Below are 24,679 nucleotides of genomic sequence, written 5' to 3' on the forward strand. Positions count from 1 at the left end.
ACATGCAAAAACCCGGCGCAAGGCCGGGTTTTTCATTTCTTTTCAGAAGCTGGCGGATTGGTCAGCTCTTTTGCACTGGCGCGAGGCGAACATTCAGATCGCGCAATTGCGCTGGCGTCACCTCGGAAGGTGCGCCCATCAGAAGATCAAGCGCCTGCTGGTTCATCGGGAAAAGCGAGATTTCGCGCAGGTTCTTGGCACCCACCAGCAGCATGATTACGCGGTCGACGCCCGCGGCCATGCCGCCATGCGGCGGCGCACCATACTGGAACGCACGATAAAGCCCGCCGAAGCGCTCTTCCACATCCTGCTGGCTCAGCCCGACCTTCTCGAATGCCTTGACCATGACTTCCGGCAACTGGTTACGGATCGAGCCGGAAGCGATTTCAAAGCCGTTGCAGACGAGATCATACTGGTAGGCCTTGATTGCCAGCGGGTCCATATTTTCCAGCGCGTCCATCCCGCCCTGCGGCATGGAGAACGGGTTATGCGCGAAGTCGAGCTTCTTGTTGTCCTCGTCCCATTCATAGAAGGGGAAGTCGATGATCCATGCCAGTTCGAAGCGGTCGCGGTCGACGAGATTGAGTTCCTCACCGGCACGGGTGCGCGCATCACCTGCAAACTTGTAGAATTTTGATGGCTGGCCTGCCACGAAGAAGCAGGCATCGCCGTCTTCAAGACCCAATTGGGCAGCAATTGCAGCCGTGCGTTCCTCGCCAATATTCTTGGCAATGGGACCTGCGCCTTCGAGCTTGTCGCCTTCCTTGCGCCAGAAAATATAGCCAAGGCCCGGCTGGCCCTCGCTCTGCGCCCATGAATTCATGCGGTCGCAGAATGCGCGGCTGCCACCGGTCTTGGCCGGAATGGCCCAGACTTCGACCTTGGGGTCATTGGCAATCATATTGGCGAAGACCTTGAAGCCGGAGCCTGCAAAATGCCCGGTCACGGCCTGCATTTCGATGGGATTGCGCAGGTCGGGCTTGTCCGTGCCATAGGTGCGGATCGCATCGTCATAAGCGATACGACGGAATTTCTGCGTCACCGGCTTGCCTTCGGCGAATTCCTCAAAAATGCCGCGCATGACCGGTTCCATCGTTTCCCAGATTTCTTCCTGGGTCACGAAGCTCATTTCGAGGTCGAGCTGATAAAACTCGCCCGGCAGGCGGTCGGCACGCGGGTCTTCATCGCGGAAGCAGGGCGCGATCTGGAAATAGCGGTCGAAACCGGCAACCATCAGAAGCTGCTTATACTGCTGCGGCGCCTGCGGCAGCGCGTAGAACTTGCCGGGGTGAATACGGCTCGGCACGAGGAAGTCGCGCGCACCTTCCGGCGAGGAAGCCGTCAGAATGGGGGTCGAGAACTCGTTGAAGCCGATCTCGGTCATGCGGCGACGCATGGCCGCGATGATCTTCGTGCGGCTCATGATGTTCTTGTGCAGCGTTTCGCGGCGCAGATCGAGGAAGCGATATTTCAGGCGAATATCTTCCGGATAATCCGGCTCGCCAAAAACCGGCAGCGGCAATTCCTTGGCTGCGGCCAGCACTTCGATTTCCGTGGCGAAAATCTCGACATCGCCGGTCGGCAGATTTGGATTGACGGCATCGTCGGCGCGGGCCTTCACTTCGCCATCCACGCGGATGACCCATTCGCCGCGAACGGTTTCGGCAATCTTGAAAGCGGGCGAATCAGGATCGGCCACAATCTGGGTCAGGCCGTAATGGTCGCGCAGATCAATGAAAAGAATGCCGCCATGGTCGCGGACGCGATGAACCCAGCCCGACAGACGAACATTGGACCCGACATCCGACTTGCGAAGGGCTGCGCAGGTATGGCTGCGATAACGGTGCATGATTTCTGCCTTTTGGAACTCTATAGATATTGCGCAGCCGACATGCTGCAAATTCGGGCGGAAAAGCGCATTTTGGCCCGCTTTTGTCAAGCCTGCACGACCCCGATAAGGGATTTGTTAGACCAGCTTGACAGAAGATGTCGACAAGAAACACAATTTAGGCACTGTTATAAGAATATTTGCTGATTGCCCCGCGACAAGCAGCAAAGCTTTGTCTAAAGGGAAACCATGCAATTGATTACCACGACGCAGGCTCTTGAAGAAGCCGTAGAAGCCCTCGCCCAGTCCGATTTCGTGACCGTCGATACCGAATTCATTCGGGAAACGACCTTCTGGCCGGAATTGTGCCTCATCCAGATGGCGTCGCCTGACCATACGGCACTGGTGGATGCGCTTGCGCCCGGTCTCGACCTCGCGCCGTTTTTCCGGCTCATGGCCGATAAGAAAGTCGTCAAGGTTTTCCATGCCGCCCGGCAGGACATCGAAATCGTCTTCCATCTGGGCGATCTCATCCCCGCGCCCATCTTCGATACGCAGGTCGCCGCCATGGTCTGCGGGTTTGGCGATGCGATCTCCTATGATCAGCTCGTCCAGAAGGTCACGGGCAAGCATATCGACAAATCATCACGCTTCACCGACTGGCGCAGACGCCCGCTTTCGGAAAAGCAGCTCGATTATGCACTGGCCGATGTCACCTATCTGCGCGATGTATATCTCCATCTCAAGGAACAGCTTGAGAAAGAGGGGCGCAGCGAATGGGTCAACGAGGAAATGGCCGTACTCAGCGCGCGCGAAACTTATGACCTGCATCCTGACGATGCGTGGAAGCGGGTGAAGACACGCATGCGCAAGCCGATCGAACTTGCCATCGTACAGGCCGTCGCCGCCTGGCGTGAACGCGAGGCGCGCGAACGCAATGTTCCGCGCGGGCGCATCATCAAGGATGATACGATTGGTGAAATTGCCCAGCAACAGCCGCGCGATGCGGAAGCGCTGGGGCGTCTGCGCTCCATTCCCAAGGGCTGGGAACGATCATCGCAGGCCGCCGGTCTGCTTGGCGCGGTTCAGTCAGCACTGGCCATCCCCAAGGAAGAATTGCCGCGCCTGCCCAAGCCCGTGCAAATGCCCGAAGGCAATGGTGCCGCCACTGATATTCTCAAGGTCCTGCTCAAGCTGGTGACGGAAGAACATGGTGTCGCGGCAAAAGTCGTCGCCACTTCCGACGACATCGAGAAAATCGCAGCAGAAGGCGAAAAGGCGAATGTCCCCGCGCTGCAAGGCTGGCGTCGTGAACTTTTTGGCCAGAAAGCCCTCGATCTCATCGAAGGCAGGATCGGCATCAGGTTCGAGAATCGCCGTATTCAGGCGGTTTCGTTAGGGGAGTAAGGGAGTAATAAGGGGCGGATTATCTCTTGACGGGGCTGCCGCAACAGCTTTTTTCTTCTTCTTTTCCCCTACTCACTCATTCCCTCGATTGCCGCATCTCCGACGGCGAAATAAAGATTCTTGTCTGTCATCTTCGCCAGCAGTTGCAAGCGTCCTTCCGGACGATCCGAAACCAGATCGGCCAGATCGCCAGGGATGACGAGCGCGATGCCATTTTCTTCCACCCGCCAGAACAGGCGCGGGATTACGCCCGGCATCGACGCCGAGAGCAGATAGATCACGCGTAAAAGCGCGCCGAGCAGCCGCGCGCGTTCACGCAGGCGCGGAGTGGAAAGCTGCACGATCTCCGGTGCGATCTCGTCATCGACCAGCCCTTCATGCCGGTAAAAATTAGCCAGCGCCATGAACGAGCGCCCCGGGTGATCGATACCACCGAAAGAGCCGTGAGCGATGATATTCAACGCTTGCAGGCCGCGATAATCGGGATGGGCGCGCCAGCTAATATCGGCCACAAGGCAGGCCGCCTGCCGATAACGTCCCTCATCTTCCGTTTCGTCAAAGCCCAGAACCGGCAGTGAAAGCGTCGTCCAGGCCGCCAGTTCGCGCGCATGGCGGGGCGAGCGCGAGCGCAATATGGCAAGCTCTTCTGCGGAAGCCAGCAGAGGATCGAGTTTCTGTTCGTTCTTGGGCAGCAGCGAATAAAGATAGCCCTCACGCACGCCGAGCGCCGAAAACACGATCCGCGACGGCTTCATGCGACGAATGGCTTCCAGCAGCACCGTTGCGCCATAAGCGAGCAATTGGCGACGATTTTTCGAAACAGCCTCGATGCCGGGCATGGTATCGATATTGCCCTTCGCAACGCGCTTGAGAAAATCCTGCACCTTCACCGGATCCATTTCATAGCCATGCATGACATGAAGCGGATAATTGCTTGCCGTCATATGCAGCTTGGCAAGATTTCGCCAGGTGCCGCCCACGGCATAGAAGATTTCGCCCTGATGCTTTTCAAGCAATGTGGCGCGATCAAGTTCGGTGCGGGCAATTTTCGCGGCTTCGGCAAGGTCCTCATTGGCCATGTCCTGCAAACGCAGACCGCCCAGCGGCAGCGTGATGCCTTCGCCGATTTCATGATCATGCACCGCCACCAGTTCGAGACTGCCGCCGCCCAGATCGGCAGCGATCCCTCGCGGTTTGTAAAAACCCGAAATGATTCCAAGCGCCGAATAATGCGCTTCTTCCTTGCCGGACAGCACCTCGATATGCCGCCCAAGGATGGCTTCGGCCTGTGCGATAAAGTCAGGGCCGTTTTTGGCCTCGCGCGCCGCAGCCGTCGCCAGCGCATGAATGGAAATCGCGCCCGCCTGCTCGGCCAGTACACGAAAGCGCTTGAGCGCGCGCAATGCCGCCTCGACGGATTTCTCGTTCAGCTTGCCGGTCCTGACCAAACCTTTGCCAAGACCGCACAAAAGCTTCTCGTTAAACAGCACCGTCGGAGAACGCACGATGCCTTCATAAACGACGACGCGGATCGAGTTGGAACCAATATCGATAACCGCGACGGGTTTGAGGCCTTTGAGGCGGCCCTGTGCTATCGCTGGACTCATGAAGTCGTGTTTCTTTCCGCCTGCACACGTTTGCGATGCGCGATCAAGCGGGGGGCAGATGACTTCAGCGATTTTCCGCGGCCAGACAGGCTGGGATTTGTCATGAAATATTCCTGCGCGTTAAAAGCTTCCTCTCCAGGTTCTTTTTCTATCCGGCGAGAGGTGCCGTCCGCAAGTAGCTGATAGCTTTGTTGGTTATCAATTATATTGGCAAACATGATTTGCGACAGGATTTGCTGGTGCACCGTGGCATTGGTGATGGGCACCAGAGTCTCAACGCGACGGTCGAGATTGCGCGGCATCATATCGGCGGAAGCGATATAGATAATGGCCTTGTCGGACGGCAGATCATCCCCGTTTCCAAAGCAGAAAATACGGCTATGCTCCAGAAAACGCCCGACAATCGACTTTGCGCGGATATTGTCCGACAGGCCGGAAACACCGGGCCGCAGGCAGCAAATACCGCGCACGACAAGATCGATCTGAACCCCCGCCTGGCTTGCCGTATAGAGCATATCAATAATCTGTGGATCGACGAGTGAATTCATCTTCATCCAGATCGCCGCAGGCCGCCCGGCTTTCGCATGGGCGATTTCGTCCTCGATATGCTTGAGGATTCGCGCACGCAAAGTCAGCGGCGAAATGGCGATCTTCATTTCCTCATCCGGTTGCGCATAGCCGGTAATGAAATTGAAGATATGCGCCACGTCATGGGCGATTTCCGGATCGGACGTGAAGAATGACAGGTCGGTATAGATACGCGCGGTGATCGGATGATAATTGCCGGTGCCAAGATGCACGTAAGAGCGCAGCTTCTGATCCTCGCGGCGCACGACCAGCGACATTTTTGCGTGCGTTTTCAATTCGATAAAGCCGAAAACCACCTGCACACCCGCCCGTTCCAGATCGCGCGCCCAGCGAATATTCGCCTCTTCATCGAAGCGTGCCTTGAGTTCCACTAGCGCCGTCACCGACTTGCCCGCCTCTGCGGCATCGACCAGAGCACGCACGATGGGGCTGTCATTGGAGGTGCGATAAAGCGTCTGCTTGATCGCCAGCACATCCGGGTCGGCCGCCGCCTGACGCAGGAACTGCACGACGACATCGAAGGATTCGTAAGGATGATGGACGACAATGTCCTTTTCGCGAATCGCCGCAAAGCAATCACCGCCATGCTCGCGGATACGTTCGGGAAAACGCGGATTATAGGCCACGAATTTCAGATCGTCGCGCGGGATGGAAACGATCTCGGAGATCATGCTGAGCGCCAGCAGACCTTCAAGAACGCTGATGCGGTTCTCTGAGACCCCCAGTTCGGTTGCGACGAAAACCCGCAATGCTTCCGGAATCTCCGCATCGAATTCAATGCGGATCACCTGCCCGCGACGGCGGCGCTTGAGCGCGGTTTCGAAAAGGCGGACCAGATCCTCCGCCTCTTCCTCGACTTCAATATCGCTATCGCGAATGATGCGGAATGTACCCGCCCCGCGCACCTCGTAACCGGGAAACAGCCTGCCGATGAACAGGCTCACCACGTCCTCGACACGGATGAAACGGAAGGCATTCTGCTGTTCTGACGGAAGCTGGATAAAGCGCCTGAGCGCCACCGGAATACGCAGCAAGGCCGTCATCGGATGACTATCCAGACGGCGCGCCAGTTGCAGCGCAATGGAGAATCCCAGATTGGGAATGAAGGGGAAAGGATGGGCCGGATCGATGGACAGCGGCGTCAGAACCGGAAAAATCGTCTCAAGGAAATGATCTTCCAGCCAATTCTTCTCCTGTTTCGACAGGGCTGAAGGGCGGACTATCTCAATATTTTCCTTGATGAGTTCGTCGCGAAGCGCGCGCAGACATTTCTGCTGTTCTTCTTGCAGGCGGCCGACTTCATCCAGCACGAAATCAAGCTGTTCTTCGGGCGTATGCCCATCGGCGCTGCGCAAGGCCACCCCTGCGCGCACCTGCGCGGCAAGGCCCGCGATTCGGACCATGAAGAATTCGTCAAGGTTTCCGGCAGAGATCGACAGGAAGCGCAGACGCTCAAGCAATGGCTGACGCGCATTACCCGCCTCTTCGAGAACGCGGCGGTTGAACTGAAGCCAGGAAAACTCGCGGTTAACAAAACGATCCGGGCTCTGCATCAGCGCAGCGGATTCTTCATCGCTCAACACATTGTGTTCGATAATGGCCTCGCCCGGATTTTGCATCGCGGAATGATCCTTGTCCGTATCGGCGGTGATGTTTTCGCTCTGAGCTGCCATAATGCTGTTTTCGTTCATTTTTCCTGTCCCGGCTCCTGCCGGCCCACTCCGGCGCGAGGGTAACACTATGGCTGTCATATGACAGTTTGATAGCAAAGCGCTTGAAATACCCCCAGAATTGTTGAAAACGCTTCCAGAAACAAGTCATTCGCGCTACACCCTCGCAAAACAGAATGTCGCGATCCACAGGTAACGGAGCCTATCATGTCCGATCATATTATCCCACATTTTCAAAATAACGCCGGCCATAACGCCATCGAAATTGGCGTGAAGGAATTCAAGTGCGTTGGCGCTACTCCGCCATTCGACCATCCGCATGTCTATCTCGATATGGGCGATGAAAGCGAAATCGTCTGCCCTTACTGCTCCACGCTTTATCGCTTCAATCCGCAATTGCAGGCCGATGAGACCACTCCGGCTGACTGCATTTACAAAGCACCAGCCGAAAAAGCCGCCTGATCACACACAGCGCCACCGAGGCCGTCGAACATATGAGCAAGGGCAATAAAGGGCGCATTCTAATTGCCGGGGCCGGTGTTGCAGGATTAAGCGCCGCGCTGGAACTTGCGCAACGCGGCTGGCAGGTGCAGCTTTTCGAGAAAGCTCTCACTCTTTCGGAAGTGGGAGCCGGTCTGCAACTGGCCCCCAATGCAACACGCCATCTGCAACGCCTCGGGGTCATCGAAAAGCTTGACCTTTCCGCTGTAACACCGCAAGCGCTGTTTCTTGTCGATGGCCGCACTGCCCGCCCCCTGCTTCCCATGGCGCTTGGGGACAAGGCGCTTGAACGTTGGGCGTATCCCTATCTTGTTTGCCACAGGGCCGATCTTCAAGCGGCCCTGCTTTCGGCCTGTGCCGAAAATCCCGCAATCCAGCTCAATCTTGATGCGGAAATCCTGCGGCATGACCTCGTCGACGACCAGATCGAGGCCGAGGTAAGACGCGGCGGCAGGACCGAAGCGGTCAAAGGCGATTATCTTTTGGGATGCGATGGCGTTTGGTCCGTCGAGCGCAGGCGCGCAGGGCATGGCGATGCGCGTTTCAGCGGCTATATTGCCTGGCGCACCACAATTGCCGCAAGCGCCCTGCCCCCGTCTTTTACCAATGCGCTGCCACAGAAAAAGGCCGTTTCCGCATGGCTGGGCAAGCAGGCCCATTTCATTGCCTATCCGGTCAAGGGTGGAGACTATTTTAATTTCGTCGCCATTACCGCAGGCCGGAATCCGGGTCAGGTCTGGTCGAAGACAGGCCAGCGCGAGCAATTGCAGGCAATCTACCGTGACTGGGGCCTGCCGGTTCGCGACGTGATTCTCGCAGCACCCGAATGGACTTACTGGCCGCTGTTTGAAATGGCCGATACGCATTTTGTCTGCAAGGATCGCACTATTCTGCTCGGCGATGCAGCGCATGCCGTGACACCCTTTGCAGCACAGGGAGCGGCGATGGCAATCGAAGACGCAGCTGCACTGGCTCACGCGCTGGATGCCTGGGATCGAGAAGCCGCATTGGCGCGCTTCGATGCCGTGCGCAAGGCGCGGCTTGCGGCGGTTGCCAGGCGCGGCCAGCTTAATCGCTTTGCCTATCATGCGACGGGCATCTTCGCACTTGGCCGCAACATGCTGTTTGCCACACGCAATGTCGACAGCTTTATGAAAGATCTCGACTGGCTTTATGGTTATGATGCCATAGCGGCGCTGAACGGTTGACGGCAGCGATCCAAAGACAAATCGCAAGACTGGTGGCGATGTTGCCTCTCCCTATGCCCAGTCACAAGGGTGCGCAAAATGAAAATCAGCTTTGAGCAGACCTGCCCGATCCTGCGTATATTCGATATAGACAAGGCAAGGGAGTTTTATCTCGATTTCCTCGGCTTCACGCTCGATTGGGAGCATCGCTTCGCGCCACATATGCCGCTTTATATGCAGGTTTCACGCGACGGGCTGATCCTTCATCTTAGCGAACATCATGGCGATGGCAGTCCCGGAGCGAATGTTTTTGTGAGGATGCAGGGCGTCGAAGCGCTGCATCAGGAAATCAACAGCCGCGGCTATCGCTTCATGCGGCCCGGCATCGAAGATGAACCCTGGGGCCGGGTGATGCGGGTCATCGACCCGTTCGGCAATCGCATCCAGTTTTGCGAAGGTCCGCAGGACGATTAGAGCATGTATCCCAAAAGGGGTACCGGTTTAGGATGCGCTCCAAATCAAAACACCCGCCTGTTTATCTGGCGGGTGTTTTAAACGAGGCCTAGTCTTCCAGACCGGTCAATGCAGAATCTGGCTCAGGAACAGTTTCGTGCGTTCATGCTGCGGGTTGTCGAAGAATTCGTTGGGCGAATTCTGTTCTACAATCTGCCCCTGATCCATGAAGATCACCCGGTTGGCAACCTGCCGCGCGAAGCCCATTTCGTGCGTCACGCAGATCATGGTCATGCCTTCAGAAGCCAGGCCCACCATCGTATCCAGCACTTCCTTGACCATTTCAGGATCAAGCGCCGAGGTCGGCTCATCGAACAGCATGATCTTCGGGTTCATGCAAAGCGCACGCGCGATCGCCACGCGCTGCTGCTGACCACCCGAGAGCTGGCCGGGATATTTGTTCGCCTGTTCCGGAATTTTGACGCGTTCCAGATAATGCATGGCGACTTCTTCCGCCTTTTTCTTGGGCATCTTGCGCACCCAGATCGGAGCCAGCGTGCAGTTTTCCAGAATGGTGAGATGCGGAAAGAGGTTGAAGTGCTGAAACACCATTCCGACTTCGCGGCGCACTTCGTCAATCTTTTTAAGGTCGTTGGTCAGCTCGACGCCCTCAACAACGATTTTGCCCTTCTGGTGCTCTTCAAGGCGGTTGATGCAGCGGATCATGGTCGATTTGCCCGAACCGGAGGGACCGGCAACCACGATACGCTCGCCGCGCATGACCTTGAGATTAATGTCGCGCAGCACATGAAACTCGCCGTACCATTTGTGCATATTGGTGATCTCGATCGACACGTCGGTCTTCGAGATTTCCATTTTGGACCGATCCAGATCGATGCCAGATTGCTGGGCGGTGCTTGCTTGTGCACTCATTGCCATTATTCCTTATTCTGGAGCGGCTAATCCACTCTATCAGTTCTGTTTAGCACTTCCTGACACAAAGCCGGTTCCGGCTTTGACGGAAATGCCTTTAACGCTTGTGGCCCGTATCCAGCCGTCGTTCCATGAATATAGAGTATCGCGACATGGCGAAACAAAATATCCAGAAAACGAAGCCTGCGAAAATGAGACCGGTTGCGGGCGTCTGCGGAGAAGCCCAATTGGCATCGGAGAAGTTCTGCCGGACGATGCCGAGCAGATCGAACATGCCGATGATGTAGACGAGGCTGGTATCCTTGAAGAGACCGATGAAGGTATTGACGATCCCCGGAATCACCAGCTTCAGCGCCTGCGGCAGGACGATCAGTCCGGTTTTCTGCCAGTAGCTCAGGCCCAGCGCATCCGCGCCTTCATATTGCCCGCGCGGGATCGCCTGAAGACCGCCGCGCACCACTTCCGCCATATAGGCCGAGGCAAACAGCGCCACGCCGATCAGAGCACGCATGAGCTTGTCGAATGTCACCCCCGGCGGCAGAAAAAGCGGAAGCATCACGCTGGCCATGAACAACACCGTCACCAGCGGTACACCGCGCACCATTTCGATGAAGATAATGGAAAGGCTCTTGATGACCGGCAGATGCGAACGCCTGCCGAGCGCCAGCAAAATACCCAATGGCAGCGAAACCGCTATACCAACAAATGAGAGAACCAGCGTGACGAGCAGACCGCCCCAGAGCGGGGTTTCGACATAACGCAGGCCGAACCAGCCGCCGACCAGAAGGAAGAAGGCGACAACCGGAAACACAAGGAAAAACAGGATCGCATTAAGCCCCTTGCGAGGCACTTTGGGAATGAGCAGCGGCACCAGCAGGGCCACGAATATGATCGCGGTAAGATTGACGCGCCAACGCTCGTCCACCGGATAGCGCCCATAGAGAAACTGCTGGTATTTTGCGTTCACGAAAGCCCAGCAGGCGCCGGACCATCCTTCCGGCTGGGTGCCCCCTTGCGCAACGGTCAGACAGGCTTCGCGGTTACTTCCCGTCCATGCCGCATTGATGAACAGCCATTCGATGGCGGAAGGCAGAAACCAGGCCAATGCGAGAAGCGCCAGTATCGACATGGCCGCATCGACCGGCGTGGCGAAGAGATTGACGCGCAGCCAGTGCGAAATCCCTTGCACCGAATGCGGCGGCGCTTCCTCGTCGGCCATCTGTGTACGGACATATTGGAGATTGCCAGTTTGCATCTTATCTCTCCACCAGCGCCATTTTTGCGTTGAACCAGTTCATCAGGCCGGACGTAACCAGGCTGATGCCGAGATAGATCACCATCCATATGGCCACGACCTCCACGGATTGTCCGGTCTGATTGAGGATCGTTCCGCCAATCGCAACGAGATCCGGATAGCCAATGGCGATCGCCAGCGAAGAGTTCTTGGTCAGGTTCAGATATTGGCTCGAAAGCGGAGGAATAATAATGCGCAAGGCCTGCGGCACGATGACGAGGCGCATGGTCGCGCGAGGACGAAGACCAAGCGCGAAAGCCGCTTCGCTCTGCCCCTTGCTGACCCCGAGCACGCCTGCGCGTACCGTTTCAGCGATGAATGCCGCAGTGTAAAAGGAGAGCGCCAGAAACAATGCCAGAAACTCCGGCTTGATCTGGGTGCCGCCCGTCAGATTGAAGGTTCCAAGCGTGGGAAATTCAAAGGAAACGGGAAAGCCCGTGGCTATCAGTGCCAGCAGCGGCAGGCCAATAATCAATGCGGCGGATACTCGCAATGTGTGAAAAGGCTGGCCGGTCGCCATCTGCCGGCGATAGGCCCATCTTGCGACGATCAGCGAAGCGAGGATGCCGAGCAGAAGGGCCACCGGCAGCAGCCATGCCCCCTCGCCCCATACAGGAGCGGGAAAGAAGAAGCCGCGATTGTTGAGATAGCTGCCAAATGGCAGGGCCAGGCTTTCACGCGCCTGCGGCAAGACGGACAAGACGCCGAAATACCAGAAGAAAATAACCAGCAGCGGCGGGATATTGCGAAAAATCTCCACGTAAACCATGCAGATCTTGCGTATCAGCCAGTTCTGGGACAGCCGTCCGACACCAACCAGAAAGCCGATGATCGAGGCGGTGACAATGCCCAGAATTGCCACATAAAGCGTGTTCAGAAGACCAACCAGTATGGCCCGCCCATAGGTGGAGTCACTCGAATAGGGGATCAGCGACTGGCTGACATCGAAACCCGCGCGGCCTTTGAGAAAGCCGAAACCGGAAGCAATGTTGGCGCGATGAAGATTGGTGACCGTATTGCCCACGATCCAGTAGATTACCGCCACCACGGCAGCAAAAACCACAACCTGATAGAAGATCCCGCGAATGCGCGGATCATACAGGAGTGAACTTCGGCTACTTTCGTAGCGTTTTTCGCGTGCAGAAAAGGAAGCCATATGTTTCCTGTCTTCTTTCGGCTACAGCATCGCCTGGAAAAGCCGGAATGGGCTCAATCAGGCGAATGCATGTAATGCCGAACCATTCTGCCTTGCAGAGCGTGCCGCAAGGTGCGGATTAACAGACCTGCAGAGCGGTTGACGCATTATCCGGACGCAAAGCCGTTTCACGCTTTTGCCGGACATGCTCCAGAGCCGCGAAATCCGGCGGGAGCATGAAGCGCCCGCCTGATAACGGCTGGTCAAGAGGTCTTTTCTAACGGATTGGCATCCCGTATTGCAGGCCGCCCTTGGTCCACTGGGCATTGATGCCGCGGGCAATCTTGAGCGGACTGCTGCTGCCCAGATTGCGCTCGAAAACCTCGCCATAATTGCCGACACCCTTGAGAATGTTCACAACCCAGTCATTGCTCAGTCCGAGGTCGGTGCCGATCTTGGTATCCGCTTCGGAACCCAGAAGGCGTTTGATTTCAGGGTTGTCGGAATTCTTCATTTCCTCGACATTGGCCTGGGTGATGCCGAATTCCTCCGCATTGAGCAGCGCAAAATGCGTCCAGCGGATGACGTCAGCCCATTGCGAGTCGCCTTGCCGTACGGCTGGCCCAAGCGGTTCCTTGGAGATGATTTCCGGCAGGACGACATGATCATCCGGATTGGCCAGCGTCAGGCGGGTTGCATAAAGGCCCGACTGGTCGGTGGTATAGGCATCGCAGCGGCCCGAATCATAGGCGGCATTGGCTTCTTCGAGCTTTTCGAAGACCACCGGATTATATTCCATCTTATTGGCGCGGAAATAGTCGGCCATGTTCAGCTCTGTCGTCGTGCCGGCCTGCACGCAGATCGAGGCACCGGAAAGCTGCAAGGCGGAATTGATGCCCGAGAGTTTCTTGGAATTGATCATGAAACCCTGACCGTCATAATAATTCACGCCGGTGAAATCGAGACCGAGTGAAGTATCGCGGCCAATGGTCCAGGTCGTGTTGCGGATCAACACATCCACTTCGCCCGACTGAAGCGCGGTAAAGCGTTCTTTGGCATTGAGCGGCGTGAATTTCACCTTGGTCGGATCGCCGAAGATCGCAGCGGCCACCGCGCGGCAATAATCGGCATCAAAACCCGACCACTCGCCCTTGTCGTCCGGTGACGCAAAGCCCAGAAGGCCGGTATTGACGCCACATTGCAGAAACCCTTTTGCTTTTACATCGGAAAGCGTATCCGCCGATGCCCCCGATGCTGCGCCCAACAGCGCCGCCACACCCACTACACCCGTCAAAACAATTTTTTTCATCTGGCCTGCAACCTTTTATGTTCCCTGGAGGCCGCCGAACCGGATCAGGCCCGACGTCCTTGTTGCTTGTTTTTGCAAGAGCATAAGAAGAATCTGGTGATCCCCCCAAGCCTCTGTTTATGCAGGCAATTTCCCCTCACCCAGAACCGTGGACCGGCCCTTATTGTTTAATTTTGGGCATGGTGACATACCTGCCGCCTTCACAACTCTATCGAAGGCGATATTTTGGCTTTGGTCAAGCTAATAACGCAGAGAAAAACACCGATTCCGAAGAAAAAACCGAACACAACCCGCAAGATTTTACATGGTTTCCCTATTTCCGGGTAAACAAGTTCGATGAGAAAGGCAGTTGAAGCCTGAAATTGCCCTCTTTCTAATAATGTAAATAAAATAATGATTTAAAAGCTTTTCGGCACGCTTGTGCATTTTTGCGTCCGTTCATTCCAGGCCAATTCAGACCTTTGGAAAAGCCTGCTCGTCGTCCAGAGAAAAAATAATATTTCGCGTGGCCAGAAACCGCGCCACCCACCATGCAGCGAGAATGCCGATCGCAAGCCCGGCGACAATGTCAGTTGGATAATGCGCCCCGGCGGCAAGTCTGCTGACAGCAAAAAGCAGGCAGACGGGCATGGTAACGATGCGCCAGCGGGGGAGGAATATCCAAAGCGATACCAACAGGATACCCGCCATCATCGAATGGCCGGACGGAAAGCTTTCATAAGCATGCTGACCCGCAAAAGGAGTGAAAGAGGCGGCCCCCTTTTCATCGAGAAGCACGGGCCGCGCCCGCCCTATAACGAATTTTCCTGTTTCAAGCGGGATGCTTCCGACGACAATCGATAGGAGCAACAAGGTTGCCCAGCCATGCCATCGGACGAGCCGTTCCTTAAAACCCACGCGGACCGATGGAGAAAGCAACCATGCGGTTGCAAGCCAGACGGCAAGAGCGATGCCAAGCCAGACAAGGGTGCGAATCAGGTCCGTCGTGGAGCGCAGCAATTTCATCAACATGAACTCACTGGACATGGCGCTGCGGATGATTTCAGCATCCCAGATGTGAAGAACAAGAAGAATGAACGGCAAAACCGCGATGACCGCAGTCATTTCGATCGTCCAGGACGGCGGCGCCCCTCTATAGGCAGGCTTTAAAAGCGCATGCATCAATTGCAAAGCCACGCGAAGCGGATGGAGGAGAATGTCCTTGGCTTTTGTCTCTGTCACAGGCGCTCCTCTTTGAATAATTCAATGCGGCTTCCAGGAATTGCACGATTTTAACGCAAATTGACTTCGGTTTAAGGATCGTGCAGCAGTAATCCTGCCGGACCCTGAATGGACCGGCGGGTGAGCAAGCAACATGGCGTGGAGGCAATTTCGTGGCTAACAAGCAGGACAAGACAGAAAAGCTGGGTATAAACACACGACTTGCCCATGATGGTTATGCGCCGCAGGACTATCACGGCTTCGTCAACCCGCCTGTCGTACGTGCTTCGACCGTTCTGTTTCCCGATGCCCAGACCATGGCCAGCGGCGGGCAGAAATACACCTATGGCACCCGCGGAACGCCGACCAGCGATGCATTGTGCAAGGCGATCGACGCCCTCGAAGGCTCTGCCGGAACGGTCTGCGTGCCTTCGGGGCTGGCTGCGGTCACGGTTCCCCTGCTTGGCTTCCTTTCGCCCGGCGACCACGTATTGTTCGTCGACTCCATCTATAATCCGACCCGCCATTTTGCCGATACCATCCTCAAACGCATGGGCATCGAGGTGGAATATTACGCCCCGGAAATCGGCGCGGCCATCGCCGGATTGATGCGGCCCAATACGAAAGTCGTCTTTACGGAATCCCCCGCCTCCAACACTTTCGAAGTGCAGGACATTCCAGCCATTGCGGAGGCCGCGCACAAAGGCGGGGCCATCGTCATGATGGACAACACATGGGCGACGCCGATCTATTTCAGGGCACTCGATTTTGGTGTGGACATCAGCATTCATGCCGCGACCAAATACCCTTCCGGCCATGCCGACATCCTGTTCGGAACCATTTCCGCCAATGAAAAGTGCTGGCCGCAACTGCTGGAAACCCACGGCACATTGGGCCTGTGCGCCGCACCGGACGATACGTATCAGATATTGCGTGGCCTGCGTACGATGGGCGTAAGGCTGGAACATCACCGCAAGAGTGCTCTGGAAATCGCCAAATGGCTGGAAGGCCATCCGGCAGTGGAGCGCGTTCTGCATCCCGCGCTTGAAAGCCATCCCGGACATGCGATCTGGAAACGCGACTTTAGCGGCTCGTCGGGCGTGTTCGCCTTCGTTCTGGCGAAGGGTGATCGCACCCAAGCGCATGCATTCCTCAATGCCCTTGAAATTTTCGGGCTCGGCTATTCATGGGGCGGCTATGAAAGTCTTGCCAATGAAGTCAATGTCAACGACCGCACGATTGCAAAAAACAATTATCCGGGTCCGATCATCCGGCTGCAGATCGGCCTTGAGGATGTAGCCGACCTGATTGCCGATCTGGAAAAAGGATTTGCAGCAATCTGAACAACTGCATCCGCAGCGCATTCCGAAAACCCTTTCACACTTTTCGGGATGCGCTCGAGTATTAACCAACGACAGCAAATAAAGGCACGGCTCTACTTCCCTGCACGCTGAGAATATCTATACTTGCCCCCAATATCCAATAGAGAGTCGGTATAGAGCAGTGCTGTCTAATAATTCAGATAGAAACCTGTTGCGCCTCGCGATACGCTGCGTTTGTGTAATCTTCTTCCTTGCCTTGTCCGGCCTGCCTGCCAGCGCGCAGGATTCACCTGCCCGGTCGGTAAAAGTCGGGGTATATGTCAGCGAACCCTTCGTCACCGAGGATGGCGGCGTTTTTGGCGGCATGGCGATCGATCTATGGCAGAATATCGCATCCCGGCTCAATCTCGCTTCGCAATTCGTTGAATATCCCAATTATGGCGCTCTGGTTCAGGCTGTATCCGACAATGAGGTCGACGCAGGCGTCACCAATCTGACGATTACGGAAAAGCGGGCGGAACAGGTCGATTTCACCCATCCCTGGTTCGATGCGGGCCTGCGGATCATGGTTCATACCGATGCCGGCAACAGCTGGGGCGAGTTGATAAGCAATCTCGAAGATGCCGGCCATCTGGCCACCTATGCCTGGATCGGCATCGTTATTCTGGTTGCAACGCTTCTGTTGACTTTGTTCGACCGGCATTTCGACAACAGCTTCGCAAGATCATGGCATGAGGGCCTTGCGGAAAGCTTCTACCATGTCGTCTCCATCGCGACGACCGGCAAGAGCTCGCGCAAGAACCTGTTTGGGTGGATCGGCCGTATCTGGCAAGCCTTCTGGCTGGTCTTCGGCATAGCCGTCGTGGCCTATGTCACCTCCTCCGTCACCAGTGTCATGACGGTGGCCCATATAACCAATAACATTACGAGCCTCGCCGATCTCCAGAACAAGACCGTCGGCGTACGCAGCGGCAGCGTCTCCGAGCAATTGATGAAGGATCGTTCCATCGCCATCGTCCCTTTCGATCATCTTCCGGAAGCGGTAGCTGCGCTGACCAATAATGAAATTGCCGCAATCGTCGGCGATAGTCCCGTGCTCGAATATTATGAACACCAGCATCCCGAGGAACCGATCGAGGTCATTGGCAACAGTTTCAGCCCCGACAAGTATGGGCTGGCCTTCCCCCGCCGCAGCGACCTTGTCAAACCCGCGTCGATTGCAATTATCGGCATGTACGAAAATGGTGACATGGCCGCATTGAAAAGCAAGTATTTCGGGCCGGAAGACTGAACTTACCCTTCCGCCCGTTGCGCGATCAGGCGCATGAAGGAAATGCCATTATGAGCTGGATATTTGTCGTGCAAGGTGTCATCGCAATCTGCCTTGCCATTTTCGCGATAGTCGTCATCATTCGCCACCGGCGGCGGTAAGGCTGCTTTCCCTGCCGTTCGGTGCGCGTTCAATGCTTCAAGCCGCATTGAAGGAACCTCGGACCGTGCTGCTTCGTTTATCATGAATGAAGCTCTTCAGGGAGAACCGTTATGAAACTCTACTTCAAGGCCGCAATTGTTGCAGTCGGCTTGTTCTCTGCCGGTGCTGCCCAGGCTGCAAATGCAATTGTCACAGCCGATCTTAATGTGCGCACCGGGCCGGGAACCGGTTACGGCGTCATTGGCAGCATTCCCAACCGCGCGCCTCTTACGGTGCATGGCTGCTCAACCGGCTATAGCTGGTGTCAGGTGAGTTATGGCGGATTATCGGGTTGGGCCTCGTCCCGTTATCTGGCTATGCGCGAAGGAACGTCAGGGCGATATTCCGATGATTTCGGGCGAAATGCCGCTCTTATCGGGATTCCGCTGATCGCCGGTGTTGCAATCGGTGCAGCCCTTAACGACCGCGACGACCGTTGGCATCGCCGCCACTGGAATCGTGGTCATTGGCGTCATCATGACCGCCATTGGGACCGCCCGCGCCATCGCGGCCACCGCCATTTTCGCCCTTCGCGCGGCGGTGACCGGTAAAGTCATATGCACTGACCGCGTGTATTGCAGGTCTATCATAGCCCCGCCGCAAAATGCGGCGGGGCCAATGCGACTTCAGGGAAGCCTTGCAGCGCTCTGCCCCGCCTCGTATAAGCTTGGTGAAACATCAACCAATCACAAGCCGAGTTTACCTATGTCCGATGAAATTGTACGCGACAGCAATGGCGCCCAGCTTTCCGACGGAGATTCCGTCACCCTCATCAAAGATCTGAAGGTGAAAGGCACCTCGACGACGATCAAGCGCGGAACATTGATCAAGGGCATTCGCCTGACCGGCAATCCGGAGGAAGTCGATTGCAACACCAAACAGGTCAAGGGGCTTGTTCTGCGCACCGAATTTCTCAAGAAGGCCTGAGCGGACGCATTGGCTGATCTTCAATTCGATTATAATAATCGTGCCTATTGATTATGACAGTCTTATCGGGTCACCTAAGCGAGAAGCATGGAGATCAGATCAATGCGTATAGCGAAAATCAATACCATCGCCTACGATCCGGAAAGCAAAACGCTTTCATTTACAGGGCTTAACCGTTTCTCCAGACCCCGGCAGGGATCGATCTTCATCGATGATGAAGTGAAGTTCATTGAAATCATCCATCAGGTGCTGGCGAATTCCGCTCTTTCTTCCGTTGATTTCGCCGCGGAACTAAAGGGCACGCCGGAAAAAAAGAGCAAAAAAAGCTCTTCCAATAAAACGGCAAAAACGAAGCAAAAAGAACAGCCCCAAAGCGAAGCAACGCCAGAGTAGCAGGTCGTCGCTCCGGACAATGCCGCAGTTTCATCACAATGCTGCGGCTTTTCATGCAGTACAGCTTGAAAAGGCCCGGACTTATACTATTCCCGCCTCCTTGCTGGCAATCAAGGCCATTCATCCTTACCTTGTGAACATGATTGAATATGCAAACCTGATTCACCTGGAAAGCGCATGAATAAAACCGGCCTGCTGGGCATTCTTGCACTCATATTATCCGCCACCCATTCGATCGCGGCCACCGATGCCGAGATCGTGACGGAAATGGCGAGCAAATGCTGGCAATTGCCCGACGGGGGCGACTATCAAAGGGCGTCCGCGACATTCGAAGTCACCTATAACAGCGAAGGCGAACTGGTCCAGATCGTCGCTGTCGAATATCAGCCCGTGCGCCGGGCTGGTGAGCAATTTGCCATCAGCGCGCAGCAGGCACTGATAGAATGTGCAAGCAAGACCGAGGTCAGATCAAGAACGATCCGCATTATCATGCGGTTCACCGCCCCACAGCCAGACGGGCCACTGATCATGAAAAGATCGCTGCGATAATATCATCTGCCGGCTGGGTTCAACATCACGCGTTCAAGCGAGCGAAGTTGAAGCGCATTTATGGCAAGTCCCTGCCTATACGAAATACGCTTGCTCTGTGAGGGTTTTCGCGGTTGAATTCAGCTTCAACGAGGAGCATCGATGATGATCTATCCGGTTCATGACCTTCGGGGACGGCGTATCGGCACCATCATGAAGGAGGACTCCGCAAACCCGGATAGCCGCTGGGTCGCTTACGCCCTCCATGACGAGCGCAAGGCTTTCCCTTCATGGGAGGCGGCGCGAAACTGGATAGAACAGAACGCGGACGAGCACCGCTAAAGCGTGTTGCGTTTTATCGTATTCATACAACATGCTTTAACTCTTTGTTTTTACGCATGTCTTTATCCCAAAACCGGTACCCACTTTTGGGAGACATGCTCTAGGTCGTAGTTACGATATTATCTTTATTCATTTGGAGCACGTTGCGATCTGATTGGAACAAATAGGCGTTCCAAGCGTTTGTTTAAATGCGCATCTTTTGAAAAACCGTTACGCAGTTTTCGGGATGCGCTCTCATCTGGCTTTTTGCAGCACCCGGATTTTTATTGTGATTTGCGATTGGTCGGTTGGAAGATCAAAATACGGCTACATCCGAAATAGTAACAGGAATATCCCCATGACTCTCAAAGCTCTTGTTTCAGCCGCAACTGTTGCTTTGCTGTCGCTTGTCCTGTCCGGATGCGTGAGCGATTCATATTATTACGATGGCTATAGAGACTACGGCCCCGCCTATGGCCGTTATGAAAGCTCCGCCGTTATCTACCGCACCGGGCCACGCTATCGTTCCCAGCACTACCGATCCGGGCGTTATTACCGCGATGACCGTCCGCGGCGGGACAGGCGCGAGGCGCGTTCCTCGAACCGCTCCCGCGAGGCAGAGCGTAATACGAGAGGGCGTGATCGCCCTCAATATAAAATGCCCCGGGATAAAAGGCCCGAAGTCAACCGGAGCACTGAACCGGGAAATCCAATCCTGAACGAGTATAGATCCCGGATTATCCAGAGGAACCGATAGTCCTCTTGCGCAGAGATCGAGCGTTTGGAATCCATCGATTCAGGCTGTCGTCGCAAAGAAAAGATGATGGCGATCCCGACAGGATTCGAACCTGTGACCGTCGGCTTAGAAGGCCGGTGCTCTATCCAGCTGAGCTACGGGACCTCTCATCCAGAGGCATTTGCCTGTGAACTCGATTAATATTTCTTAACCAGATTCCACAAATGCGGCCAGCATCAAATTCACCGCCTGAATAAGTTTTCAGGCGGAAGAAGTTTTAATGCGTCCACGGCTGGGAGCGGTCGAAACGGAAGTTATCGGAATAGGAAATCTTGCGCCGCTCGGTTTCATGCGGTTCAAAAACCCGATAGGCGATACCATTGCGGGTCGCGTATTCTACAGCATCCTCACGCGTGTCGAAGAACAGGCGGATCTGGCTTCTCATATCGCGCGAAGACGTGTAGCCCATCAGCGGCTCGACTTCACGGGGCTTTTCCGGTTCATATTCCAGAACCCAGCGATCGGTTTTGGCCTTGCCAGACTGCATCGCGGTCTTAGCTGGACGATAAATACGTGCAACCATTTCAAGAACCCTGGTTCATGCTTTAACCTCCTGAGAGGCGATAATTTCATCAAGGCAATAGTTTACACGCCGCATCATGTCAACGCGATAAAGAGGCGCGCCATGGATTGCTGATCAGGATATATCAATGTCGGTGGATTATCTCAAAAATGGTCGGAGCGAGAGGATTCGAACCTCCGACCCCCTGATCCCAAATGAAGTGCGACGCGCCTATTTCTGGGCTTTTAGAGCGCCATGTTGCATCTATGTCGCATCAATTTGCGCCTGTAAAGATCGCATCGGCTGCTTGCTCAAGTTCTTTCCCGTCATCATTACGCGGGAAAAGGTGGCCATATGTGTCCATTGTCATTGCAATTGTGGAATGGCCCATGCGCTCCTGAACCAATTTCGGTGGCAATTCCAGTCCGCCGTCTTCCTTGCGATTGATACACCACGACGCATACCAGTGCCGCAAGCAGTGCATTCCTGTGTATTTCGGACCAAGGATCGGATTGCCGTCTTTATCAACTTCTCCGGTCTCAACCGTGATGCCTGCCGCCATCCATGCTGGATGAACTCCGCGCCGCAGGATATTCCGCAGGCCTTCCACGTTGCCAGCGCCATTCGGGAAAACCAGATCAAGAACCATGACAGGATTGCCCTCGGCGTCGAGCTTAGCGGTTTTCCGTTTCGGGCATTGAAGCTTCCATTCCCGCAGCGCATTAATCAGTAATGGCGGAACAGGCATGGTTCTTTCGCCTGCAATCGATTTTGGTGCGCCTATATTGTCGTAGCGATCTGCTCGCTGATGGACCCGAACAGTGCGCTTATCAAAGTCCACATCTTGCCAGCGAAGGCCCCGAAGCTCAGACGCCCGAAGCCCGGTGAATACCGCCGTGATGATGAAAGGCCTCCAGCGACCAGAAACAGCACCAAGGAGCGCTGAAATCTCTTCTCTGGCTGGAATATCAATCCCGACCTTCAAACGGCCCTTCTGGCGCTTCTCTGACCGATTTGCACTGGTCGAGCGCCGGGACTGCATTTCTCTGGCCGCATTCCTGATGACAAGGCCCCTCTCCTGCGCGTCGGCCAGCATCGTCCCCAAACTCGTAATAGTCCGCTTGATCGTGAATGCTGATCTTTCAGCCAAGCGCAATTCATCCTCAAAAGCCCGCAGCCGAATGGTGTTCAGCGCGGTAAGCTTCAATGATCCTATGAATGGGGATATGTGCAGTCGGTGAGTCCGCTCGTAGTCTTCAACAGTGGATCGCTCAAGGCCTGAACCCCTGATGCTCGCTATCCAGAGCTTTGTCGCTTCATCTACGGTCGCGGTTGCACTGTCAGCGACATGAACACCCTCGCGCACTTCAACTGACGCGGTGGCGGCAAAGGCGTCTGCCTCTTTCTTCCGGGCAAAGGTTTTCAGTCGGCGCTTACCCTGCAAATCCTTGTAATCCACAACCCATGCCGTTTTCAGTTCACCCTTGGGAGTGGTCCATTCACGCTTGCGGATCGACATGGCTTAGTCCGGGAAATCTGGATCGTCATAATCTTTGGGATTTCGCGTTGAAACGCGTTCAGAGCTACCAAATGGGTCATCAGGTTTTGGGCCGATTGTGCCATCTGGCCAGACGTACTTGGCGGTAGTTCCTGAATGGTGTAGCGATTCGGCTTCCTCAGGGTCCAAGCTGGTATTGAAATCGTTATTTTGTGCAAGATCCATTTGGTATTCGCCCCATGTCGTGCCGATTGCATTTCTCGCATGTTCGTCAACGCCGCGAATTCGGCCTGAGACAATGCCATTGATCGTTTCTTCAATGAGCATTGCAATTCTTTGCACATTATCGTCGTTTTGATCGCCAGCCTTAACGGCCTTCAGCATTTCTACCAGCTCATTGACGCGCCCTGTCATATCCCACGGTTCTGGAAATTCTCTTTCGAGTATTCGTACGATCTCTGTGTTCATGGAGCGGCCATGGGCTTCAGCATACACTTTGATGCGATCCCTTAATCCCGGTGGGAGCCGGATTTGAAAACGTTCTGCGAGTTCACTTGGGTACTTTGTTTTCTCGTTCATTCTTAATGAGTGCAACTTGCCACCAGAAAATGCAATAGGGCGACTTGCACTCATCGCCAATCTCGGTTAATAAAGTCTTGTGATGGCAAGTTGCACTCATGAACAATCGGAGAACTTTTCTATGGCAAAAGAAACAGCATTGGAACTGATCTGGGGCATTGATGGCATATCAAAAGCCATTGGCCAGAGCTTCGCAGCCACTGCTTACATGTTGAAACAGGGCCAATTACCTGCCCAAAAAATAGGTGATCGCTGGGTTATCGAGCGCGGCGAACTGGTCGCCTTCTTCAAGGGGAAAGCCGCATGACCCAGACACCAAGCCACCGCGAGAGCGATGCCAATTATCACGGTGTTATTGCGGTCCTGAATGACCGTTGGCGGGTGACTGCGTGTCGAGATGGTATTCAGTGGATACTTCAATACCGTGCGGGAGAGAGGAACGGCCAGTCCAGATACGATAGCCGTAGTTACTGCCGCACCAAAGAGGCATTGATCCGCGTCTGCCGTACACACGCTGGCGATATTTCACCCACTGCAATGACAGTACTGAACAATCTTCCAGAAAGGCTTTCGTGATGAAGGCAACCCAGAAAGCAAAAGGCCCGGCAGAGGCGGCAACCTCTCCGAGCCATGGTTCAAACCCAACTACAGGTATGAAGAACATGGATAGCAATACCACAAATTCCCCAGAGGGCGCAACAGAATCGCCAGTCATGCGAGTTAACCGATTGTCCCGCGAGCTTTCGGAAGCTTTGAACCAATGGATGGACGGTGAATTTATGGCGGTCATCCTGCCAGCCACACGCGGCAACGGCTACCCGATCATGTTCGGGAACATCGAAAATCAGAGGGAAGCAATCGCCTATCAGGCCGGGAGGGCAAGCTGATGGCTGACAAGAAAATCGCTCGCACCCAGCATGAGCAAGTCATGGATATGGAAAGTCCAGTTCTGGATTTGCAAAGCGCCGTTTCAATCATGAACAGGATGCTGACAGACAATTTCACGCACGTGCCTACCCAAGTGACCGGACGGCCTGATTATTGGTATCTCGGAAAGCAAGACATTGAAGACATGTTCTTCATCATGAACGAAGTCCGAGAGCGCAGCAGCCGGATTAAAGATCAGTGGCTATCAGCATTGGAGGCGGGACGATGAGGCTGATTTCCATTCTCCGTATCCGCTTCTGGCAGAAGCTTTCGCTCATGTGCTGCAACCGCGCAGATCGTCTC

The 24,679-nt window shown here is 55.1% G+C and carries 27 protein-coding genes and 1 tRNA gene; 15 read left to right on the top strand and 13 right to left on the bottom strand.

Translation table 11 applies throughout. The features are described from left to right. Nucleotides 1-61: 61 nt before the first annotated feature. Nucleotides 62-1,849, bottom strand: a complete 1,788-nt coding sequence (gene aspS / locus DKP76_RS10330; protein WP_109706341.1) for an aspartate--tRNA ligase — start codon at nucleotides 1,847-1,849, stop codon at nucleotides 62-64. 228 nt (nucleotides 1,850-2,077) lie between these two features. Between aspS and rnd the strand changes: the two genes are divergently transcribed. Then, nucleotides 2,078-3,235 (top strand): ribonuclease D, encoded by a 1,158-nt coding sequence (gene rnd, locus DKP76_RS10335; protein WP_109706342.1) that lies wholly within the window; start codon nucleotides 2,078-2,080, stop codon nucleotides 3,233-3,235. Nucleotides 3,236-3,303: 68 nt separating this feature from the next. On the opposite strand, the gene ppx is transcribed toward rnd, so the two are convergent. Together ppx and DKP76_RS10345 are read right to left on the bottom strand one after the other, a co-directional pair. Beyond that, the gene (gene ppx, locus DKP76_RS10340; protein WP_109706343.1) at nucleotides 3,304-4,842 is read right to left on the bottom strand and encodes an exopolyphosphatase; all 1,539 of its coding nucleotides are present in this window, start codon (nucleotides 4,840-4,842) and stop codon (nucleotides 3,304-3,306) included. After that, nucleotides 4,839-7,049, bottom strand: coding sequence for an RNA degradosome polyphosphate kinase (locus tag DKP76_RS10345; protein ID WP_425349392.1), 2,211 nt, complete (start codon nucleotides 7,047-7,049; stop codon nucleotides 4,839-4,841). Before DKP76_RS10345 ends, ppx begins: the two co-directional genes overlap by 4 nt. A 258-nt stretch (nucleotides 7,050-7,307) precedes the next feature. Here DKP76_RS10345 and DKP76_RS10350 point away from each other — a divergent pair, with 258 nt between their 5' ends. From DKP76_RS10350 to DKP76_RS10360, 3 genes are all read left to right on the top strand, one after another. Next, the gene (locus tag DKP76_RS10350) at nucleotides 7,308-7,562 is read left to right on the top strand and encodes a zinc-finger domain-containing protein (RefSeq protein ID WP_109706345.1); all 255 of its coding nucleotides are present in this window, start codon (nucleotides 7,308-7,310) and stop codon (nucleotides 7,560-7,562) included. Between the two features lie 32 nt (nucleotides 7,563-7,594). Then, nucleotides 7,595-8,809 carry an FAD-binding protein gene (locus tag DKP76_RS10355; RefSeq protein WP_109706346.1) on the top strand — a complete coding sequence of 405 codons (1,215 nt, stop codon included), beginning with the start codon at nucleotides 7,595-7,597 and terminating at the stop codon, nucleotides 8,807-8,809. Nucleotides 8,810-8,887: 78 nt separating this feature from the next. After that, the gene (locus tag DKP76_RS10360; protein ID WP_109706581.1) at nucleotides 8,888-9,262 is read left to right on the top strand and encodes a glyoxalase superfamily protein; all 375 of its coding nucleotides are present in this window, start codon (nucleotides 8,888-8,890) and stop codon (nucleotides 9,260-9,262) included. Nucleotides 9,263-9,367: 105 nt separating this feature from the next. On the opposite strand, the gene DKP76_RS10365 is transcribed toward DKP76_RS10360, so the two are convergent. The 5 genes from DKP76_RS10365 to lpxE all read right to left on the bottom strand — a co-directional run bounded on the left by DKP76_RS10365 (nucleotide 9,368) and on the right by lpxE (nucleotide 15,073). Then, nucleotides 9,368-10,180: an amino acid ABC transporter ATP-binding protein gene (locus DKP76_RS10365; RefSeq protein WP_425349385.1), complete on the bottom strand. Its 813-nt coding sequence runs from the start codon at nucleotides 10,178-10,180 to the stop codon at nucleotides 9,368-9,370. Between the two features lie 91 nt (nucleotides 10,181-10,271). After that, nucleotides 10,272-11,429: an amino acid ABC transporter permease gene (locus DKP76_RS10370; RefSeq protein ID WP_109706348.1), complete on the bottom strand. Its 1,158-nt coding sequence runs from the start codon at nucleotides 11,427-11,429 to the stop codon at nucleotides 10,272-10,274. Nucleotide 11,430: 1 nt separating this feature from the next. Beyond that, nucleotides 11,431-12,624 (bottom strand): amino acid ABC transporter permease, encoded by a 1,194-nt coding sequence (locus DKP76_RS10375; RefSeq protein ID WP_109706349.1) that lies wholly within the window; start codon nucleotides 12,622-12,624, stop codon nucleotides 11,431-11,433. 256 nt (nucleotides 12,625-12,880) lie between these two features. Continuing rightward, nucleotides 12,881-13,912, bottom strand: coding sequence for an amino acid ABC transporter substrate-binding protein (locus tag DKP76_RS10380; protein WP_109706350.1), 1,032 nt, complete (start codon nucleotides 13,910-13,912; stop codon nucleotides 12,881-12,883). A gap of 453 nt (nucleotides 13,913-14,365) precedes the next feature. Continuing rightward, nucleotides 14,366-15,073: a lipid A 1-phosphatase LpxE gene (lpxE, locus tag DKP76_RS10385; protein WP_280953524.1), complete on the bottom strand. Its 708-nt coding sequence runs from the start codon at nucleotides 15,071-15,073 to the stop codon at nucleotides 14,366-14,368. Between the two features lie 212 nt (nucleotides 15,074-15,285). Here lpxE and DKP76_RS10390 point away from each other — a divergent pair, with 212 nt between their 5' ends. Next, nucleotides 15,286-16,455: a cystathionine beta-lyase gene (locus DKP76_RS10390; protein WP_109706352.1), complete on the top strand. Its 1,170-nt coding sequence runs from the start codon at nucleotides 15,286-15,288 to the stop codon at nucleotides 16,453-16,455. A gap of 190 nt (nucleotides 16,456-16,645) precedes the next feature. Then, nucleotides 16,646-17,725, top strand: coding sequence for a transporter substrate-binding domain-containing protein (locus tag DKP76_RS10395; protein WP_109706353.1), 1,080 nt, complete (start codon nucleotides 16,646-16,648; stop codon nucleotides 17,723-17,725). 2 nt (nucleotides 17,726-17,727) lie between these two features. Here DKP76_RS10395 and DKP76_RS19195 read toward each other — a convergent pair whose 3' ends face one another. Beyond that, complete coding sequence (locus DKP76_RS19195; protein WP_158279433.1) at nucleotides 17,728-17,949, bottom strand: hypothetical protein; 222 nt, start codon at nucleotides 17,947-17,949, stop codon at nucleotides 17,728-17,730. Between the two features lie 27 nt (nucleotides 17,950-17,976). Between DKP76_RS19195 and DKP76_RS10400 the strand changes: the two genes are divergently transcribed. The 5 genes from DKP76_RS10400 to DKP76_RS10420 all read left to right on the top strand — a co-directional run bounded on the left by DKP76_RS10400 (nucleotide 17,977) and on the right by DKP76_RS10420 (nucleotide 20,095). After that, nucleotides 17,977-18,456 carry an SH3 domain-containing protein gene (locus DKP76_RS10400; RefSeq protein ID WP_109706354.1) on the top strand — a complete coding sequence of 160 codons (480 nt, stop codon included), beginning with the start codon at nucleotides 17,977-17,979 and terminating at the stop codon, nucleotides 18,454-18,456. Nucleotides 18,457-18,610: 154 nt separating this feature from the next. After that, nucleotides 18,611-18,832, top strand: coding sequence for an alkylphosphonate utilization protein (locus DKP76_RS10405; RefSeq protein WP_109706355.1), 222 nt, complete (start codon nucleotides 18,611-18,613; stop codon nucleotides 18,830-18,832). Nucleotides 18,833-18,934: 102 nt separating this feature from the next. After that, nucleotides 18,935-19,225: a hypothetical protein gene (locus DKP76_RS10410; protein WP_109706356.1), complete on the top strand. Its 291-nt coding sequence runs from the start codon at nucleotides 18,935-18,937 to the stop codon at nucleotides 19,223-19,225. 177 nt (nucleotides 19,226-19,402) lie between these two features. Further along, nucleotides 19,403-19,774, top strand: coding sequence for a hypothetical protein (locus DKP76_RS10415; protein WP_109706357.1), 372 nt, complete (start codon nucleotides 19,403-19,405; stop codon nucleotides 19,772-19,774). 141 nt (nucleotides 19,775-19,915) lie between these two features. Beyond that, the gene (locus tag DKP76_RS10420) at nucleotides 19,916-20,095 is read left to right on the top strand and encodes a hypothetical protein (protein WP_109706358.1); all 180 of its coding nucleotides are present in this window, start codon (nucleotides 19,916-19,918) and stop codon (nucleotides 20,093-20,095) included. Nucleotides 20,096-20,898: 803 nt separating this feature from the next. Here the strand turns inward: DKP76_RS10420 and DKP76_RS10425 are convergent. From DKP76_RS10425 to DKP76_RS10440, 4 genes are all read right to left on the bottom strand, one after another. Continuing rightward, nucleotides 20,899-20,975, bottom strand: a tRNA-Arg gene (locus DKP76_RS10425). Between the two features lie 112 nt (nucleotides 20,976-21,087). Then, a complete protein-coding gene (locus tag DKP76_RS10430; RefSeq protein ID WP_109706359.1) occupies nucleotides 21,088-21,393 on the bottom strand; it encodes an ETC complex I subunit in 306 nt (101 codons plus the stop codon). A 253-nt stretch (nucleotides 21,394-21,646) separates the two neighbouring features. Further along, a complete protein-coding gene (locus tag DKP76_RS10435; protein WP_109706360.1) occupies nucleotides 21,647-22,891 on the bottom strand; it encodes a tyrosine-type recombinase/integrase in 1,245 nt (414 codons plus the stop codon). Between the two features lie 3 nt (nucleotides 22,892-22,894). Continuing rightward, nucleotides 22,895-23,503 carry an Arc family DNA-binding protein gene (locus DKP76_RS10440; RefSeq protein ID WP_109706361.1) on the bottom strand — a complete coding sequence of 203 codons (609 nt, stop codon included), beginning with the start codon at nucleotides 23,501-23,503 and terminating at the stop codon, nucleotides 22,895-22,897. 67 nt (nucleotides 23,504-23,570) lie between these two features. Between DKP76_RS10440 and DKP76_RS10445 the strand changes: the two genes are divergently transcribed. The 4 genes from DKP76_RS10445 to DKP76_RS10450 are packed head-to-tail and all read left to right on the top strand — an operon-like array spanning nucleotide 23,571 to nucleotide 24,605. Continuing rightward, entirely contained in the window at nucleotides 23,571-23,756 is a 186-nt protein-coding gene (locus tag DKP76_RS10445) for a MerR family transcriptional regulator (protein ID WP_109706362.1), read from the top strand. Next, entirely contained in the window at nucleotides 23,753-24,025 is a 273-nt protein-coding gene (locus tag DKP76_RS19015; protein ID WP_146198917.1) for a hypothetical protein, read from the top strand. Before DKP76_RS10445 ends, DKP76_RS19015 begins: the two co-directional genes overlap by 4 nt. Then, nucleotides 24,025-24,336: a hypothetical protein gene (locus DKP76_RS19020; RefSeq protein WP_146198918.1), complete on the top strand. Its 312-nt coding sequence runs from the start codon at nucleotides 24,025-24,027 to the stop codon at nucleotides 24,334-24,336. Before DKP76_RS19015 ends, DKP76_RS19020 begins: the two co-directional genes overlap by 1 nt. Then, nucleotides 24,336-24,605: a hypothetical protein gene (locus DKP76_RS10450; RefSeq protein WP_109706363.1), complete on the top strand. Its 270-nt coding sequence runs from the start codon at nucleotides 24,336-24,338 to the stop codon at nucleotides 24,603-24,605. Before DKP76_RS19020 ends, DKP76_RS10450 begins: the two co-directional genes overlap by 1 nt. Nucleotides 24,606-24,679 lie beyond the last annotated feature (74 nt).

The sequence above is a fragment of the Falsochrobactrum shanghaiense genome, assembly GCF_003149535.1.
Lineage (GTDB): Bacteria > Pseudomonadota > Alphaproteobacteria > Rhizobiales > Rhizobiaceae > Brucella > Brucella shanghaiense.

Coding starts and splice junctions, on each gene's coding strand:
- aspS (WP_109706341.1), bottom strand. CDS start 1,849: ATGCACCGTTATCGCAGCCATACCTGCGCAGCCCTTCGCAAGTCGGAT.
- rnd (WP_109706342.1), top strand. CDS start 2,078: ATGCAATTGATTACCACGACGCAGGCTCTTGAAGAAGCCGTAGAAGCC.
- ppx (WP_109706343.1), bottom strand. CDS start 4,842: ATGAGTCCAGCGATAGCACAGGGCCGCCTCAAAGGCCTCAAACCCGTC.
- DKP76_RS10345 (WP_425349392.1), bottom strand. CDS start 7,049: ATGCAAAATCCGGGCGAGGCCATTATCGAACACAATGTGTTGAGCGAT.
- DKP76_RS10350 (WP_109706345.1), top strand. CDS start 7,308: ATGTCCGATCATATTATCCCACATTTTCAAAATAACGCCGGCCATAAC.
- DKP76_RS10355 (WP_109706346.1), top strand. CDS start 7,595: ATGAGCAAGGGCAATAAAGGGCGCATTCTAATTGCCGGGGCCGGTGTT.
- DKP76_RS10360 (WP_109706581.1), top strand. CDS start 8,888: ATGAAAATCAGCTTTGAGCAGACCTGCCCGATCCTGCGTATATTCGAT.
- DKP76_RS10365 (WP_425349385.1), bottom strand. CDS start 10,180: ATGGCAATGAGTGCACAAGCAAGCACCGCCCAGCAATCTGGCATCGAT.
- DKP76_RS10370 (WP_109706348.1), bottom strand. CDS start 11,429: ATGCAAACTGGCAATCTCCAATATGTCCGTACACAGATGGCCGACGAG.
- DKP76_RS10375 (WP_109706349.1), bottom strand. CDS start 12,624: ATGGCTTCCTTTTCTGCACGCGAAAAACGCTACGAAAGTAGCCGAAGT.
- DKP76_RS10380 (WP_109706350.1), bottom strand. CDS start 13,912: ATGAAAAAAATTGTTTTGACGGGTGTAGTGGGTGTGGCGGCGCTGTTG.
- lpxE (WP_280953524.1), bottom strand. CDS start 15,073: ATGCATGCGCTTTTAAAGCCTGCCTATAGAGGGGCGCCGCCGTCCTGG.
- DKP76_RS19195 (WP_158279433.1), bottom strand. CDS start 17,949: ATGATAAACGAAGCAGCACGGTCCGAGGTTCCTTCAATGCGGCTTGAA.
- DKP76_RS10400 (WP_109706354.1), top strand. CDS start 17,977: ATGAAACTCTACTTCAAGGCCGCAATTGTTGCAGTCGGCTTGTTCTCT.
- DKP76_RS10405 (WP_109706355.1), top strand. CDS start 18,611: ATGTCCGATGAAATTGTACGCGACAGCAATGGCGCCCAGCTTTCCGAC.
- DKP76_RS10410 (WP_109706356.1), top strand. CDS start 18,935: ATGCGTATAGCGAAAATCAATACCATCGCCTACGATCCGGAAAGCAAA.
- DKP76_RS10415 (WP_109706357.1), top strand. CDS start 19,403: ATGAATAAAACCGGCCTGCTGGGCATTCTTGCACTCATATTATCCGCC.
- DKP76_RS10420 (WP_109706358.1), top strand. CDS start 19,916: ATGATGATCTATCCGGTTCATGACCTTCGGGGACGGCGTATCGGCACC.
- DKP76_RS10430 (WP_109706359.1), bottom strand. CDS start 21,393: ATGGTTGCACGTATTTATCGTCCAGCTAAGACCGCGATGCAGTCTGGC.
- DKP76_RS10435 (WP_109706360.1), bottom strand. CDS start 22,891: ATGTCGATCCGCAAGCGTGAATGGACCACTCCCAAGGGTGAACTGAAA.
- DKP76_RS10440 (WP_109706361.1), bottom strand. CDS start 23,503: ATGAGTGCAAGTCGCCCTATTGCATTTTCTGGTGGCAAGTTGCACTCA.
- DKP76_RS10445 (WP_109706362.1), top strand. CDS start 23,571: ATGGCAAAAGAAACAGCATTGGAACTGATCTGGGGCATTGATGGCATA.
- DKP76_RS19015 (WP_146198917.1), top strand. CDS start 23,753: ATGACCCAGACACCAAGCCACCGCGAGAGCGATGCCAATTATCACGGT.
- DKP76_RS19020 (WP_146198918.1), top strand. CDS start 24,025: ATGAAGGCAACCCAGAAAGCAAAAGGCCCGGCAGAGGCGGCAACCTCT.
- DKP76_RS10450 (WP_109706363.1), top strand. CDS start 24,336: ATGGCTGACAAGAAAATCGCTCGCACCCAGCATGAGCAAGTCATGGAT.